Here is a 15,043-nt window from a genome sequence, read left to right as displayed (position 1 = left end):
TGCATGGCTCTTTCTTTATGGGGTACGTTTGGAGCTACGGTATATACGGCGGCTGGAATATCCCAGCCGTCGTTACGTTTCCACTTTGAAGCTTCGTGCCGCATACAGCGCAGGCGTCGAGAGAACAGAAATGACGAATTTAATTAAGTATGTGGTAATGAAAATATCCATCCATACACCAAAAGAGTGAATACCGGCAAATGCGATCGTACAGAAGACGAGCGAGTCAATCAATTGGCTGATTACCGTACTTCCGTTATTGCGGAGCCAGAGCTGATTGGGCTTCGGAAATTTCTTTTTTAGGAAAGTGTAAATTTTTACATCCAGGAATTGGCTGATGAAATAAGCCGCCAGGCTTCCTAAGGCCAAACGTGGCATAATACCGAATAGTTTTTCCATCGGCTCTTGGGCGAAGTCGCTCGCATGCGGCTGAAATTTTAGCACCATTTGCATGATAATCGTTGTCATAATAAGAGTAAAGAATCCAAACCAAACGGCCTTCTTCGCGTCCTTTTCCCCATACTTTTCGTTCAACAGGTCGCTGGTAAGATAAATTGTTCCATACATCGTATTGCCTAATGTCATGACAAAACCAAACAATTCGATCGTTTTGACTACCTGGATATTGGCCAGTACGGTCGCTACGCCAACCCAAGCGTATAGCCCGACTTTGCCGAATAGACGGTAACAGACAAGAAACAATAAGAAATTGACCAGGACAAATACTAAGCCGAAATAAAAATTATACATTGTAAAATGCCTCCTAGTTTTGATAACGCGGGATTTTGCGAACCGCGGCTTCGGTATATCCGAAGCATGATTCATTTTACTTGTTGAACGAAGAAATCACAACAAAAAATTACAAGCCCAGCATTGGGGCTAGGCCTGTAATTTTTGGCTTAAAAATTATTATTCTACAAGGTGGGGGAAGTCCTTTTTTGTTACTTAACACCGCCAATAAATACGACGATTTTTATCTATTGCTTTTTTTAAGGAAACTTTTCTTTCTTCAATGGTTTCGTATTTATGTCGTGTAATTTTAGACACTAAACTAAACAGTAAGTATAGGATATATAGGCCTTCATCAAATAAGAAATGATTACGCTTTTTTCCGTACCAACGAGACTGCTCAAGTGCAAGTTTGTTCTTTATATATTAGTACTTGGAGGATATTCTATAAGACGAAAGAGTATTCTCTCATATTATACTTCCAATAGCGCCCGATATCCCAAAGCGGAATAAGGGCGCTGTTCGTTATACAAAGTAATATACGCAAAAAAAAGTTACTCCGGAGAGTGACGCACAATCATTGAGTCGATTCACTTGAAACAAACCGACAATTAGCTATACGATTTTTTTAGCGATCAAAATAAAGGTATCATTTCCGCAATCTGGACACCTTTGATTTTTCAATTCCTCAATCGTGGGGAAGTCTCCCTGAATGCCAACAAGTATCGATCCATTGCATTGCTTACACTGGTAGGTGCGTATCGTCCGCTTGACCTCACCTGTATAGAGCACATCTTCGAAAGAGCCGGTAATATCGGGAGATGTCAACTCCGTTGTCTTAAGAACGATCATCTGTCCCCGATTTCCAATCATCTGCGCTCCTTCATACTCATTAAAATGCGAAATCATTTCTTTAAGTGATAAACCCATACGTACAAACTCACGCTGTAATGCTAACATAAAATCAGGCGATTTATGGGCAAACGACAAAAAGATTGGCAATCCTTTTTCTTTCTTCAAGGCGCTTATTCCGCGGGAAACGAATAATGTCATCCCCTGCAGCGTATAAGGCGGGTCCGTAAAAAAGCAGTCGTACTGTCCGTGTAACTGCTCCGAAAGAGGTTGCCGTAAATTTGCATAGTGACAGGTAACCGCTATTCCTTTCCGATCCGCTATGTCGCGAATATACCGCAAGAATCGCTTATCGATATCTACGACTGTAATCGCCGCTTTTTGATTCTTTATGTTCGGGAACAATCGTTTGAGAAGAAAGCCAAGCGACACACTGACCAGGTCGTCATCACCAACACACAAAACTTGCTTTCCGATCAACGCATGCTCCCTCAGGCAAAGAATCGCCCGACGTAGACTTGTTTCAGGTGTACATTTTGACTGGTCAATTTGTACATTAACTTGTGGTCGTAATTGAAATAATTCTGTGAGTAACGATAAAATATCTGCAAGCTCGGTCTTCCAATCTGTCTCATTGACCATAAGCTTTTGATATAAGGCTTTGTCTAATCCACCATATCCCAACTCATTTTCGATATACGCAACTCCTTCATGGGTACAATGCACACCACGGTCCTGCGTTAGAGCACCTGCCTGCATGAGTTCCTTCTTGATCGCGGTAGCAACCGGAACAGGCAGAAGCGTTTTTCGCGCCAGCTCTTTTGTGGAAATGCCGGGCCGTATATAACATTCCACTAAAAGTTGCTCGATTACCCGGGAGCCCTCTTGAAGACGTACATTTGCATTTGCTTGTTCTATATAATTTTTCATGGAATCACTCTCTTATCATCGATATTTTTAACGTGCTATATTCGTTCTGGAAAAGCACGCACGTCATCCAAACGGTTATTTCACTTTTACCCCAAATAAAAAGGACAGAAAATGAACATATAGCCCATCTTCTGTCCCTCTTAGGGAATTGACTGCTAAACGACTTTCGCCAGAATGGAATAGGCGTTAAAAAGTTCCTATTCCTGACATACGCGTAAAAAAATAAAACCGTGCATAAGAGCACGGCTGTTTGCAGTCAATGAAATATCATGGATGGCCGTCGTGTTCTTAACCAATATAGGTTCATCCACTTGTATCCATGACAAATAAACCACTCCAAAAGTGGATGTTTGCCAAAGCAACAGAATGAACCATATAAAATTAATTAGTTAAGAACAAATACCGACATCAAGACAACTCCTATTTTTAAAGTTATGTTCAATTGTAATTTAAAAATATTAGAAAATCAAGAGGAAAGACATATCCTGTTACTAATAAGATTTTTGACTACATATTATCAGCTTGTAGACAAAGTCTAACTTTCAGACAGGTCTGCCAGCTTTTTTTGTCGAATGAAATAAGTAAACTTTCTTTGAGGGGGAGAAAACGACATGTTTTCGAAACATTCGTCTGAAGGACGCCATCAAATAACTTCAATTTCTGTACTGGAAACCGCATAAAATCTAGGGAGGAGGGTTTCTATGTCCTATCATACAAGACCATATCCCGAATGGTCGTGGTCGCTTGCACGCGATCAGATGTTTCACGCGTGCAAGCGGCAATACTATTATCATTATTACGGCTCTCATGGAGGCTGGTTGATGAGAACGAAGCCGAGAACTTAGTGATATCAACCTTTCTAACCATTTTAAATTTTATGGTATTAGTTTAATTTTCGGAAGTGGTAGCATTTTTGGTAGCATATCTATCCAATACTTGACCGAAATTGTCTGCTGCTTCCGCCTGCATACTCGGTAGCACATGAGAATATGTGTCAAGGGTAAGTTGTGTGCGACTGTGTCCAAGTCGTTCTGCTACGATTTTCGGATGTACTCCTTGTTTCAGCATGATGGTCGCATGCGTATGACGCAAATCATGAAAACGAATTTTCGGTACTTTTGCCACTTCGATCAGGTTGCGAAAACGCCTAGTAATGTTGTTCGGTTTTAGTGTTGTACAAATACTTGTCATTACGAGAGTATCATCGGGTTGTTTACCTTCTATGGCTTTTTGAAGGTCAGGGACGATGGAAGAAGGAAAGACAACAGTTCTGGAACTTCCTGATGTTTTGGTTCCTTCTTTAAATCCTTTTCCATTGTTCAACATGATTCGGTTAATGCTAATTGTTCTGCGTTGTATATCTACATCACGCACACGCAAACCAAGTATTTCGCCCTGACGCATTCCGGTATAGATAGCGAGCAAAAATACAATATAGTATCTACTTTGTTTTGCTACGGCAAGGAAACGGATTGTTTCTTCCTCACTCCAAACATTGAATTGCTTCGCTTTTTGTTTAGGTTTTTCTACGGTATGAGCAGGATTCGTAGCCAAAAGTTGTTGTTTAACAGCAGAGGTCAATGAACTGGCGCATACGCTGTGTACAAATCGTACTGTTCCTTTCCTTCTGCAAGCCCTTTTTTTCTCATTGTTTGAATCAAATCCTGGATGTGTTGCGGTGTGATCCCATTCAACTTTAAATGACCTAGATAAGGAAGAATATGCTTTTGACCATGTTGTTTTTATATACATGACAATTATAAAATTCACTGATTATACCATATTTAAGAAATTCGCTACATTTTCATGGACGAAAGAAGCAAACTATGCGAAAAGTGAAATATTCGGGTGGGATTTTATAGATATAGCAGTAATAGGAGGTAATACACATGGAATATAAACACGAATGGACAGAAGAGGAAATGAAGGCGTGGCATTACTGGGAAATGGAATGGCTGAAGAAAGATTTACTTAAAATGACATTGTCTGACCTGCCATCTTTGAGCGTAAGCGAAAATGGGCAAAGGTTCAGTGAACCTTAACAAGAATGATTTTATTAAACAAACTATTGATTTTTTTCCTAAATTTGTTATATTAAAAATGTGTTAATTAACATTTTTTTCTATGTATGGGAAAACAAGAAAAAAAGAAAGGAGATTAATAATGAAAAAAGCATTGTTTATATGTGCATTAGCATCTTTGGTGATTCCTACTGTTGTATCAGCCACTTCAACCAATTCAACATCTTTAGCCGATCCTACTATTATTGAAAGCAAATCTCATTCATCTGAAACTATTCCAGCTAGTATGGAGCCGGGTGTTGTAATAGAATATGATGAGAACAATAAAATGCATATTGTTCACAAACCAAATTTGGAAGATTTTTATGTTGAAGTCGAAGACTTAGAGCAAGTGAAGAGTAATACAGCAAAAAACAACAACACTTTAAAATTAGAAGACAATGCTATTGTCCCTAATTTTGAGAATGAAAAATTATTTTTACCTAAACCTCAACCGGGAATGAGAGTAGCATATGATGGTCAAGGGCTTCCTGCTTTTATTAAAGTAAATGGGGAAGTTTATTATGGAGATAATAATAAACAAATGTCGGCTCCAGTAATACGTAATCAATATGTGTATGGAAACATTACTTGGTATGACGACGCAATTGGACAAGAGAAACATAAATTGGGGCCAAAAGATTGTGCAACAAAAAAAGGATATGATGAGCCAGACGTTGGAACACCAATCATAGTAACAAAAACGGATGATGGGAAAACTGATACTTTAACAAAATGGGATGTAGGAACACTACCTAATGCAATTCTTGACATCAGATTAGAGGAAATGAGAGATTATTTTAACGTACCAGCAGGATATAAAACAAAAAATGGTAAGAAAATATCATATGGTAGTTTTCAAGGTAAATACATCCATAAGTAATGTTTTTTATAAATGAGGGAAAGAAATCTTTCCCTCATTCTAAATTTCTTGGAAGTGAGTGATTTCGTAATGAATAAACGATATATTATTCTTTTATCTATTGCTTTTCTTGTAGTTTTAATCCTATATGGAGGATATACATTATTTAAAAGAAACACATCCTTTATTGTATTTACATTTACCGATCTAAATCAGGTAACATATTATTATAAGTATGATTTAAAAAATCAACAAACCGAACAACTTTTGGAAAGTAATATAACTACGGCACCAAGAGCTGTTTTACATAAACAAAAAAATGAGATGTATTTTCCTTATCGTTCTTCGGATGGGAGTGTTCAATTATTCAAAAAAGATTTAAATCAAAGAAATAGTGAAAAAACTCAACTAACAAATTCATTGTATGCTATTAACAATTTTTTATTAGCAGACTCAAAAATTTTTATGAATGTTGTTAATGGAAATCATCGTAACTTACAATTAGCAACTTATGATATTGAGAAGAAAAGGCTCAATGTTTGGGATTCTAATGACACGGATAAAAATATAAGAGATTTTGATTACAGTAAAACGACTAATAAAGTATATGCAGTAGTTTATTCAAACAAAGAATTATATGATAAAATATTACAAGCTAGGTCTACAAATCCATATGTTTTAAGCCCCCCAACGTATACTATTGTTGAATATGATAGTAATGGTAATAAATTAAGGGATATTTGTAAGATAAATAAAGGCATTGACAGAATATCTGTATCTAATCAAGGTGATACTTTATTAATTTCAGCTACCGAACAGGAGGTTGTTGGAAAGTCAGCTATTTATAAAATTGATATTGATAAAGGCTCACTAACCCCAGTTTTGGTTGAAGATAAAAACCATATGTTTCTCACTGAACCGCGTTTTTCTCCTGATAAAGAAGGGTTTTATTTTTTGGCATCTCCTAGTAATAAAACATTAAAGGATAAAGAGGGAGTGGAGGGAAGAAACAGAATGCTTTATTATTTTAATTTCAATAGTAAAAAAATAACAAAAGTTTGGGGTAAAGAAAACGGTACAATAAATCATTTTATGATTCAATACTAAAAACCTTTTAAATAAAAATCGTTAAAATTGCATACACTCATTTAAAAACATGGGTTGTTAAGGGGTTTATAATTATTTTATAATATTTTTGATATTCAAGATGTAATTTATGATGGAGAGTTGGTGAACTACTACTAACTCTTTCTTTTTTATTTTAGGAGTAACTTTAAATCAGTTTTATAGCGCCCCAATCTAAAATGCGATGATGAGATGTGTAGAGGTCTCCCTTCTGATACAATTATAGTTAACAGGAGGGAACGGAACATGAAACGTCGCAAATGGTCAGCAGAGGAGAAAATGAATATTGTGATGGAGGGGCTAAAGTGGGAACAATCCATCGCCGAGATTTGCCGACAACATAACATTAGCCAGACTCTGTATTACCGTTGGAAAGATGAGTTCATCCAAGGAGGAATGGCTGCCCTTTCGGGTAAACAACGTAAGACAGCAAAAGAAGACGCTGCCGTTCAAGCAAAGTTGGACGAGTATGAGCAACTTATTGGCAAGTTGACTGTAAAACTTTCAAAGCTAAAAAAAACGTTCGACATCTGAGTGAAGAGCACTGGGCATTTATCTTTGAGGTAGTGGAAGATTCCCACCTGTCGGTGGAAAAAGTATGCCGTCTTCTTGGTGTGCACAAAAGTACGTTTTACCGTCAAAAAGCAAAGGCAACTTTCGTGCGACCGAAACAGGCAGTGATTCAAGAGAAAGTGCGTGTTCTTTGTCAACAGCATCCTACCTACGGATATCGTAGAATTTGGGCTTTACTAAAGCGCCAGGGAATCGAAGTCAATCAGAAAACCGTTTACTCTGTGATGAAAGCCGAAGGCTTAACACAAAAGCAAAAGCGATATGAAGCCAAGCGCACATATCAGCCTGTCGATTTTCAAATCAACTCCTCCAATTAAGTTTGGCATATTGACATGACGAAGATTTGGACAAGTGAGGGATGGAAGTCTCTTGTCAGCATCATCGATGCCTATGACCGTCGTATTGTAGCCTGGAGTCTCGACCGGCACTTATATTACCTTGTATAACGAACAGCGCCCTCATTCCGCTTTGGGATATTGGGTGCCATTGGAAGTATATATGGGAGAATACTCTACAAAAGCTGCTTGATTTTCGTCGCTTTTTGAGGGTAGCATTACAATTCGTAATGAAGACGGTACAAGTACACCTTATGCGACTATTCAAAGCCAAACAGGTAATAGTTGTACAGTACAAGCAGGTAGTACAGTCGGAAAATATGTACTTCTAAAAGCGACATTTGTAGATGACTTGAATGTATATACTGAAAAACGGATACTGATTAAGTCGATATTTTAAAATTTAACCTGCTCGGAGTTAAGTTCTGAGCAGGTTTTATTGTTGCACTATTTTTAGTTAGTGCAGAATTTTGTTATTATTAAACATACCAAGTAATGGTTGCATCTGTGATTAAAAATGATGATTAACCGCCCGTATTTTTTGGTAGCATTTCATCAAAACAAAAATACTTATTCTTGAATTATGCTGTATTTCACTTACTTTTTAGAAGTATACTTTCGTTAGCTTGATAAAAATAAAAACAAACAACTTCTGTACTGGAAACTGCATAAAATCTAGGGAGGAGGGTTTCTATGTCCTATCATACAAGACCATATCCCGAATGGTCGTGGTCGCTTGCACGCGATCAGATGTTTCACGCGTGCAAGCGGCAATACTATTATCATTATTACGGCTCTCATGGAGGCTGGTTATTAACAGCTACACCTGAAGCACAGACAGCCTATCGTTTGAAACAAATGAAAAATTTATACATTGTGCTTGGAGACGCTATACATACAGTTGCACAGAAACTATTGGAGCTGCGTGAGATGGGAAAACCTTACCCAAAGCAAGAACAGGTTATTTCATATATACGTAATCTATTAAACGCGGCTTATCGTGATTCAAAACAGAAAGACCGATGGTGGGGATACCCCAAGCAATATACGATGCTTCATGAAATGTATTACGAAGGGGGGCTTTCGCCCGAACGCATCGAGGTGATCGCCAACCGAATCACCACATGTGTGTCCAATTTGTTAGCAAGCACAAGCTGGCGTGAGATTCGCGATAACCCGGATGTTACACTACTGGAAGTGGAAACGCTTAAAGATTTTATTTTTCATGATGAAAAAATTTATGTAAAACTCGACGTATTATACCGACGCGGTGACGGAACATGGGTGATTACCGATTGGAAAACAGGCAGGATAGCGGAAAAAAATGAGGAACAATTACGATTATACGCGCTGTACATTCATGAATACTACAGTGTACCGCTTACACACATTGAAGTACGAACCGAATATTTATTAGATGGCATATGCACCCGTACCCATCCTGATGTGGAAGATATCGAAAGAATCGTGCATAAAATCCGAGCCAGTTTGAACAGTATGAAAAGCTACCTGGCAGACTCATACTACAACCGGCCTCTTCCGCTTGAACAGTTTGCCGGAGCAGGGCATCCTTCCGTCTGTAAATCTTGCAATTTCCGCCAGATTTGTTCAGAAAAACAATAGAATTTTTCTTGAATGTATCGAGCGTATCCTATCTATGATTTACGACTAAAGGGGAGGATTCGTAAGAGATTCTTCTTTCTTCCCAAAGCACAAATAAAGAAAGGAGATAAACGCGTTATGTGCGTAATCTTGTTTGCTTACTGTGTTCATCCGCAATTTCCGCTTATTATTGCCGCTAATCGCGACGAATTTTACAACCGACCGACCGCGCCTGCCGCCTTTTGGGACGATGCACCCGATGTGCTGGGCGGACGCGACTTGGAGAAGGGAGGAACATGGATGGGCGTGACCCGTACCGGACGCTTTGCTGCCATTACAAATTATCGCGATCCAAAGCATATGCGCCCTGATGCCAAATCGCGCGGACATCTCGTGAGCGGTTACTTAACCGGAACGGATACGCCTATTGTCTATCTCGAAAAAGTAAAGCAAGAGTGCGGGTTATATAACGGGTTTAACCTGTTGGTGGGGGATACCGAATCGCTTTATTACTATACACCGCTACATAACGAAATTAAAGAAGTAAAGCCAGGCATCCACGGATTAAGTAACCATATTTTGGATACGCCTTGGCCTAAGGTGAAAAAAGGAACGCAGCGCCTGTGGCAAGCAATAAAAGAGGATAAAATAGAAGATGATGTATTGTTTTCTATTCTCGCGGACATGGAACAGGCAAAAGATAGTGAATTGCCAGATACAGGCGTAGGTATTGAATGGGAGAGGATTCTTTCGCCACTTTTCATCAGCAGTAAAAAATATGGTACAAGGTCTTCCACAATTCTTATGATAGATAACCATAAAAATATTATGTTTACTGAAAGGTTTCTATTGTCCGATTTGAGAAATTGGAAAGTATCTACTTTTCGTTTTCACATTTAATGCTCCTTTGGAAGTAGGCCCACACATTCACAGGCTCTATGGTGCCCCGTGGCGGTTTGCGCCGCGGGAGCAAAACCACGCTTAAAAAGCCGCCTGTATTGGCCAAACTGGACAGTAAACCGACCTAATTCGGTGGAAATATTTCACGAATAGGGGGGAGAGGTAGCATCCGTCGATTTTGGAGTCATTTGCTCAACAAATGGAAAAGAGCCGCGCAAAGCGGCTCGATGGTGTTTCTAGTATCCTGCGCCAGTTCAAGGTTCAATTGTTTGAGAAGAATGACGTATTTGAAGCAAGCCATTGTCAACAACCAAGATAACCTGACCACTTTGTTGAAGTTCTGTTATATAAGATCGAACTACAGCGCTAGTTAGTGTATGTTGAATTACATTATTAGCTATATTAAACTGGCTCATCACTTGTTGCACCAGGAAATCAAGGCTCGTAGAGTGTTCCGCTATTTGTTCAAGAATAAAATCTTTCGTCTTTTCAATCATCTTTAGATGTTCCTCAATAAGTTCTGACAGAGAGAGGCGTTCTCCTCCATGATAAAGAACATAACTATTAACATTAAGCCTCTCTAGCTTTTCAAGAGAATCCTTAGTTTTAGCAATATCCGTGTAAAAAAGAATCCCATGTTTTTCTAAAGTCTCTTCTCCGAAAATCGCATCCCCTACATATAAAACCTGGTCCGGTGATATTATCCCAATCATACCTTGTGTATGACCGGGTAAGGTTACAACTGTAAATGACTGGCCACCAATATCTAGCGTATGATCTTCGTATTTCAGCACATTAGTCACTTTTGACGGCTTGGCTTCTAGAAATTTGTTGCGCAACTCCTGAAAAGGAAGTGCACCTAAGCAAAAACACAGAGGTTCTAAAAAAGGATCTTCAATGAAATGTGTTTCAAATCGAGTCGCATATATTTGTATGTCAGGATATTTTTTTTGAAAAAAGTGATTTCCACCACAATGATCAGCATGGCTGTGTGTGTTTATGATTGCAGTAGGCTGATAGTCATTTTCCAGTATAATTTTGTCCAATTTTTTAGCTAGATCCTTATCAATTCCACTTGCTCCTTTTGTACGATTTATTAAAAATTATTTCAAAATTGTTAAATTAAGGGGTAAAAATATTCTTTTTGTTGAATTTTATATAGCAATCTACAAAAAAGGAAAGTGCCTAAAAAGATGACTGAATTCACGGAAATGGAAACTTCTGAAATAGAAGAAATGTTGGAACAAGCTGTTAATAAATATGGAATGGAAGGATTACCTCACATCCTTAACACTCAAACTTATTTCCATTCTAACCTACTGAAACGATATTAAACATTTACTTCTTTCATCCACTCCGTTAAATGAAGTAAGACAATCGGCTATATAAACCATTGCTAACTTATAACAAGCGCTCGCATCCATTGGTTCAACCCAAATATTTCTATGATTTGATAAGACAAAAACTAAAAAATGCACATTCAGTTATATAACAGTATTTATTTTTCTTTTTTATCATAGTACAATATATGTTAGAATATTGCATAAATTTTTTATCTTCTTATTGAAAAGCAAGAAAAGTGAGGAAGTAGGAGTGGATAGTATGGAGACGTCAACGCGCAAAGATTTTCATTGCCTGATGCGTGAAGAGGCAAGAAGGCTTTTGGCGCACATTAAAAACGAGACAGATTACAACCGGAGATATCAACTGTGTGGCTTGTTACTGGAAATCTACGAAGAACTTGATATCGAGGTCAGAGACAATGCATCATTCTGGGGGGATATTCGGCTCAATTATCATCATTTTGTCAACCATTATTCATAACTTAACTAGAGCTCCCTTCTGCCTGTTAGGCAGGGGAGATTTTTTTGTCCATCCGGGAGAAATTATGTACAATAAAATGACGAGAAAAAATCTACACAAAGCGGTGATTGAAATTGCTAGAGTTAACCGGAGAACGTGTCATTCCACATCTGATGAAACCTACGAACGGATTGTTGCTCGAACACTTGGCCCGCTACTACTTCGCCATTCCTTACGCAAAAGGAAGGGTGCTCGACATTGCCTGCGGCGCCGGCTATGGCTCGCATATGATCGCTAAGAACGGAAAACACGGGAAACAAATTGTGAAAGAAGTGGTGGGCGTCGATGTCGATAAGACAACCATCCGGTATGCACAAAAAACATATGGTCACCCGCACGTTACGTTTCGCCGGGAAGACGCAACCGATCCGAACCTGCCGAAAAAACTGGGGCAGTTTGATACCATTCTCAGCTTTGAAACACTGGAGCACCTTGAGGATGAAGCACAATTTATGAAAAACCTATATATGATGTTAAAACCGGGTGGCACTTTGGTTCTTTCCACGCCGTTTGGTAAGGGAAGGGGAAAGCCGTGTGGCGTGCCGTTTCACGTACATCAGCTAACAGAACAGGAATTTTGCGAGCTTTTCTCTGGATATTCGCAAGTGGAAATTTACTATCAGCGTGGCGTCACATTTGAGCGCGAGAAAAGAGATGCTACGTATCCGTTAGGTATCGCGGTTTGCGAAAAATAAGCTGAACGATATACATTCGTTTCACCAAAGTATCTAATTTGAAAAAAATGGAGCGCATAAGAAACCGCCCCCAGAAAGTGGTAGATAAGGTCTTTCGGGGGCGGTTGCTTATTTTTCCGATAGCGCAAGCTGGATGCCAATAAGAGAAAATATGATTGCTTTTGCGAGATTTACATACTTGCTTATTGTCGCATTGTGCAAAATCTTTTGGCCCACGCTTCCGGAAAGTAGCGCGACGACGCTGAAAATAATAATGGCCTGAATCATGAACACAAAGCCAAGCACAATCATCTGTAGCGCGTTATTTCCGGCACCGGGTGTCACGAACTGGGGAAGAAAAGCCAAAAAGAAAAGCGATACCTTTGGATTTAACACATTCATCAAAATTCCGCGGCGATACAATGCGCCGAGCTTATATTCTGTAATCGCTTCAACAGGCAAAAGCGGCGCATCTTTTTCTTTAAACGCCTGCCATGCAAGATACAGCAGATAGCACGCCCCTGCGTATTTCAGCGCCTGAAACGCGACTGTAGATTGGTATAGAATAGCGGAAATTCCAAATGCCGCAGCTAGGGTATGAACAGTTACACCTGAGCACAGGCCAAGAGCCGTGGCAATTCCCGCTTTTTTGCCTTGCGAGACGCTTTGCGTAATCACAAATAAAATATCAGGTCCCGGCGCCAGTGTCAGCATGGCTGATACCGCGGCGAAATACAATACGTGTGAGATCTCCATATTTTTTCTCCTCTCTAATGTGAACTATCCGCCATTAATCACTTTTTTACGATATTTCATGACCAAGACAAGATGATAATACAACGCGAACACTGAATGATGATTATTGTCTAAGAGAATGAATGTATCCCTGTTTATGCCGACGAATGACTTATCTGAAAACCGATCGCAGCCGCGATAATACCTATGATGATACTGCTCCCTATATACCAAACCATTTCCTTATGTTTTTTCAGCTTTTTAAGCTGAAAAATCTCATACTGAAATGTCGAAAAGGTTGTAAATGAACCGAGGAATCCTGTGCCAAACATTACGCTCATCTGCCAGTCAACATCCGCCCCATACAGAAAACCCAATAAAAAAGAACCAACAATATTTACCGTTAACGTACCATACGGGAACGAAGAATCTGTCCATTTATTTACAATATTAACCACTATAAAACGGCTAATGGCACCGATAAATCCTCCAACCGCAACCCATACCACATCCATCATTTTTTCCCGCTCTCCTGTGAAAATTGCTTTTTTTCGTAACTGCCTAGCTTGACGCCCAGATAAGAGCAAAAATACCCACCGATCAGGCTAGCTGTAGTATACAAAATCGCGAATATGTAATGTGAATGATGTATGAATTCCAGCGTTTCATAGCTGAAAGTAGAAAATGTAGTAAACGAGCCCACAAAACCTGTTCCAAACGATAACCGAAAATAAGGATGCACCGTAAAGCGAGCAGTAGTTAAAGTATAGAAAAATGCCAGAATAAAGCAGCCGAACAGGTTAATAAGAAAGGTAGAGAAAGGGAATAACATTCCTGCTCCGACCCATATTCCTAATAAATACCGACAAACAGCACCTGCAATACCTCCCAAGCCCACAAGCAGATAAAGCATATGATTCATCCCTTCATCATAATTTTCCTAAACAAAATCGTTCCAGCTTTTTTGTTTGGTTATTCATGACAGACAGGGCATATTCGATCTGAAAAAGCCAGTTTTGCAAAACTGGCTTTAACTGGTTTTGGCTTTAATGTTAAAAAGAGATCACTTTAAACGCGAGTAAAAGCACCAATACCAAAAGAAGAATGAATAACCCCCAGTATGGACCTGTTTGTATTCCCTTACTAGCTCTAATAAGTATTAATTCTATCACACCAATCATGCAGATGGCTACAATTCCTTTTACTACATAGGCCAAAGGGAAGTGAAGGGTAACAAGCATTGCAATCCCCGTGACAATCATAATAGCGGAAACCAATCGCAATAAGACACGGGTAACCTTTTGGAGCTTCGTTTTTTCTTTTTTGATGAATACAAAACTGATTACGGAGAAAAGCAAAATCCAAAACCATGAATGGGCATGGGTTTGATATAGCATATGAAATACATTTGGTGACACCGTCGTTTTCCTCCTGGCTTTTTTTGTCCAGCTTAAGTATAGCAATATTTACACTATTAGTATATGAAGTAACTGTGTAGATTCATTGACAAACTTGTGGCTACTTTCAAAGTTACAACGATAAATGCTGCTTGGCTATGCGCAAAGATTCCTGAAGCGCCGGCGTGACCAATACATCACGACGCCGGATGAAAACCGTTGGCACTTTTCTGTATTGTGCCGGGATCTCGTGAAGGAACAATGAAGAATACGTTCATCCTGTAACTATTGTTCAAGTTTTGAACGTCAGATATAATCATTTTATTAAATGATATTTGTAATTTACAATAAAAGCAAGACACAGGCAAGAATAGAAACTCACTGACACACTCATTTGGCTTTTCAT

The 15,043-nt window shown here is 39.0% G+C and carries 19 protein-coding genes; 10 read left to right on the top strand and 9 right to left on the bottom strand.

Annotated elements, in window-relative coordinates:
* Nucleotides 1-72: 72 nt before the first annotated feature.
* Nucleotides 73-750 (bottom strand): queuosine precursor transporter, encoded by a 678-nt coding sequence (locus ACH33_RS10090; RefSeq protein WP_057898905.1) that lies wholly within the window; start codon nucleotides 748-750, stop codon nucleotides 73-75.
* A gap of 594 nt (nucleotides 751-1,344) precedes the next feature.
* Nucleotides 1,345-2,511, bottom strand: coding sequence for a bis-aminopropyl spermidine synthase family protein (locus tag ACH33_RS10085; protein ID WP_057898904.1), 1,167 nt, complete (start codon nucleotides 2,509-2,511; stop codon nucleotides 1,345-1,347).
* Between the two features lie 701 nt (nucleotides 2,512-3,212).
* Between ACH33_RS10085 and ACH33_RS19280 the strand changes: the two genes are divergently transcribed.
* A complete protein-coding gene (locus ACH33_RS19280; RefSeq protein WP_156424044.1) occupies nucleotides 3,213-3,356 on the top strand; it encodes a hypothetical protein in 144 nt (47 codons plus the stop codon).
* Between the two features lie 43 nt (nucleotides 3,357-3,399).
* On the opposite strand, the gene ACH33_RS10080 is transcribed toward ACH33_RS19280, so the two are convergent.
* A complete protein-coding gene (locus tag ACH33_RS10080) occupies nucleotides 3,400-4,065 on the bottom strand; it encodes a site-specific integrase (protein WP_162265023.1) in 666 nt (221 codons plus the stop codon).
* 23 nt (nucleotides 4,066-4,088) lie between these two features.
* Nucleotides 4,089-4,232, bottom strand: coding sequence for a tyrosine-type recombinase/integrase (locus tag ACH33_RS20560; RefSeq protein ID WP_409359886.1), 144 nt, complete (start codon nucleotides 4,230-4,232; stop codon nucleotides 4,089-4,091).
* A 168-nt stretch (nucleotides 4,233-4,400) separates the two neighbouring features.
* Here ACH33_RS20560 and ACH33_RS19275 point away from each other — a divergent pair, with 168 nt between their 5' ends.
* From ACH33_RS19275 to ACH33_RS10050, 7 genes are all read left to right on the top strand, one after another.
* Nucleotides 4,401-4,553: a hypothetical protein gene (locus ACH33_RS19275; RefSeq protein WP_156424042.1), complete on the top strand. Its 153-nt coding sequence runs from the start codon at nucleotides 4,401-4,403 to the stop codon at nucleotides 4,551-4,553.
* Between the two features lie 121 nt (nucleotides 4,554-4,674).
* On the top strand, nucleotides 4,675-5,454 hold the full coding sequence (locus ACH33_RS10075; protein ID WP_057898902.1) for a hypothetical protein: 780 nt from the start codon (nucleotides 4,675-4,677) through the stop codon (nucleotides 5,452-5,454).
* A gap of 54 nt (nucleotides 5,455-5,508) precedes the next feature.
* Nucleotides 5,509-6,540 carry a hypothetical protein gene (locus ACH33_RS10070; RefSeq protein ID WP_139184927.1) on the top strand — a complete coding sequence of 344 codons (1,032 nt, stop codon included), beginning with the start codon at nucleotides 5,509-5,511 and terminating at the stop codon, nucleotides 6,538-6,540.
* A gap of 264 nt (nucleotides 6,541-6,804) precedes the next feature.
* Entirely contained in the window at nucleotides 6,805-7,092 is a 288-nt protein-coding gene (locus ACH33_RS10065; protein ID WP_057898900.1) for a transposase, read from the top strand.
* A 53-nt stretch (nucleotides 7,093-7,145) separates the two neighbouring features.
* Nucleotides 7,146-7,448 (top strand): IS3 family transposase, encoded by a 303-nt coding sequence (locus tag ACH33_RS10060; protein WP_057898899.1) that lies wholly within the window; start codon nucleotides 7,146-7,148, stop codon nucleotides 7,446-7,448.
* A 711-nt stretch (nucleotides 7,449-8,159) separates the two neighbouring features.
* The gene (locus tag ACH33_RS10055; RefSeq protein WP_057898898.1) at nucleotides 8,160-9,089 is read left to right on the top strand and encodes a PD-(D/E)XK nuclease family protein; all 930 of its coding nucleotides are present in this window, start codon (nucleotides 8,160-8,162) and stop codon (nucleotides 9,087-9,089) included.
* 117 nt (nucleotides 9,090-9,206) lie between these two features.
* Entirely contained in the window at nucleotides 9,207-9,968 is a 762-nt protein-coding gene (locus ACH33_RS10050) for an NRDE family protein (protein WP_057898897.1), read from the top strand.
* Between the two features lie 254 nt (nucleotides 9,969-10,222).
* Here ACH33_RS10050 and ACH33_RS10045 read toward each other — a convergent pair whose 3' ends face one another.
* A complete protein-coding gene (locus ACH33_RS10045; RefSeq protein WP_057898896.1) occupies nucleotides 10,223-11,014 on the bottom strand; it encodes an MBL fold metallo-hydrolase in 792 nt (263 codons plus the stop codon).
* 556 nt (nucleotides 11,015-11,570) lie between these two features.
* On the opposite strand from ACH33_RS10045, the gene ACH33_RS10040 reads away from it, so the two are divergent.
* Both ACH33_RS10040 and ACH33_RS10035 read left to right on the top strand, forming a co-directional pair.
* Nucleotides 11,571-11,792, top strand: coding sequence for a hypothetical protein (locus tag ACH33_RS10040; protein ID WP_057898895.1), 222 nt, complete (start codon nucleotides 11,571-11,573; stop codon nucleotides 11,790-11,792).
* A gap of 113 nt (nucleotides 11,793-11,905) precedes the next feature.
* Nucleotides 11,906-12,526, top strand: a complete 621-nt coding sequence (locus ACH33_RS10035; protein ID WP_057898894.1) for a class I SAM-dependent methyltransferase — start codon at nucleotides 11,906-11,908, stop codon at nucleotides 12,524-12,526.
* Nucleotides 12,527-12,634: 108 nt separating this feature from the next.
* On the opposite strand, the gene ACH33_RS10030 is transcribed toward ACH33_RS10035, so the two are convergent.
* The 4 genes from ACH33_RS10030 to ACH33_RS10015 form a co-directional block, all read right to left on the bottom strand.
* Nucleotides 12,635-13,261: a LysE family translocator gene (locus ACH33_RS10030; protein WP_057898893.1), complete on the bottom strand. Its 627-nt coding sequence runs from the start codon at nucleotides 13,259-13,261 to the stop codon at nucleotides 12,635-12,637.
* A gap of 134 nt (nucleotides 13,262-13,395) precedes the next feature.
* Nucleotides 13,396-13,758: a fluoride efflux transporter CrcB gene (gene crcB / locus ACH33_RS10025; protein ID WP_236781853.1), complete on the bottom strand. Its 363-nt coding sequence runs from the start codon at nucleotides 13,756-13,758 to the stop codon at nucleotides 13,396-13,398.
* Nucleotides 13,755-14,162 carry a fluoride efflux transporter CrcB gene (gene crcB / locus ACH33_RS10020; RefSeq protein ID WP_236781852.1) on the bottom strand — a complete coding sequence of 136 codons (408 nt, stop codon included), beginning with the start codon at nucleotides 14,160-14,162 and terminating at the stop codon, nucleotides 13,755-13,757. Before crcB (ACH33_RS10020) ends, crcB (ACH33_RS10025) begins: the two co-directional genes overlap by 4 nt.
* Before the next feature lie 130 nt (nucleotides 14,163-14,292).
* Nucleotides 14,293-14,658 carry a DUF1516 family protein gene (locus tag ACH33_RS10015; protein ID WP_057898891.1) on the bottom strand — a complete coding sequence of 122 codons (366 nt, stop codon included), beginning with the start codon at nucleotides 14,656-14,658 and terminating at the stop codon, nucleotides 14,293-14,295.
* Nucleotides 14,659-15,043 lie beyond the last annotated feature (385 nt).

It is taken from the genome of Aneurinibacillus sp. XH2 (genome assembly GCF_001439585.2).
GTDB classification, from domain to species: domain Bacteria; phylum Bacillota; class Bacilli; order Aneurinibacillales; family Aneurinibacillaceae; genus Aneurinibacillus; species Aneurinibacillus thermoaerophilus.
The sequence above is the reverse complement of the archived record's forward strand: the minus strand, read 5'-3'. Positions and strand labels throughout refer to the sequence as shown.

Excerpts from the sequence above, each read along its gene's own strand:
- crcB (WP_236781853.1), bottom strand. The coding sequence starts at position 13,758 with ATGATGGATGTGGTATGGGTTGCGGTTGGAGGATTTATCGGTGCCATT.
- ACH33_RS19275 (WP_156424042.1), top strand. The coding sequence starts at position 4,401 with ATGGAATATAAACACGAATGGACAGAAGAGGAAATGAAGGCGTGGCAT.
- crcB (WP_236781852.1), bottom strand. The coding sequence starts at position 14,162 with ATGAATCATATGCTTTATCTGCTTGTGGGCTTGGGAGGTATTGCAGGT.
- ACH33_RS10085 (WP_057898904.1), bottom strand. The coding sequence starts at position 2,511 with ATGAAAAATTATATAGAACAAGCAAATGCAAATGTACGTCTTCAAGAG.
- ACH33_RS10075 (WP_057898902.1), top strand. The coding sequence starts at position 4,675 with ATGAAAAAAGCATTGTTTATATGTGCATTAGCATCTTTGGTGATTCCT.
- ACH33_RS10040 (WP_057898895.1), top strand. The coding sequence starts at position 11,571 with ATGGAGACGTCAACGCGCAAAGATTTTCATTGCCTGATGCGTGAAGAG.
- ACH33_RS19280 (WP_156424044.1), top strand. The coding sequence starts at position 3,213 with ATGTCCTATCATACAAGACCATATCCCGAATGGTCGTGGTCGCTTGCA.
- ACH33_RS10090 (WP_057898905.1), bottom strand. The coding sequence starts at position 750 with ATGTATAATTTTTATTTCGGCTTAGTATTTGTCCTGGTCAATTTCTTA.
- ACH33_RS10030 (WP_057898893.1), bottom strand. The coding sequence starts at position 13,261 with ATGGAGATCTCACACGTATTGTATTTCGCCGCGGTATCAGCCATGCTG.
- ACH33_RS10065 (WP_057898900.1), top strand. The coding sequence starts at position 6,805 with ATGAAACGTCGCAAATGGTCAGCAGAGGAGAAAATGAATATTGTGATG.
- ACH33_RS10055 (WP_057898898.1), top strand. The coding sequence starts at position 8,160 with ATGTCCTATCATACAAGACCATATCCCGAATGGTCGTGGTCGCTTGCA.
- ACH33_RS10050 (WP_057898897.1), top strand. The coding sequence starts at position 9,207 with ATGTGCGTAATCTTGTTTGCTTACTGTGTTCATCCGCAATTTCCGCTT.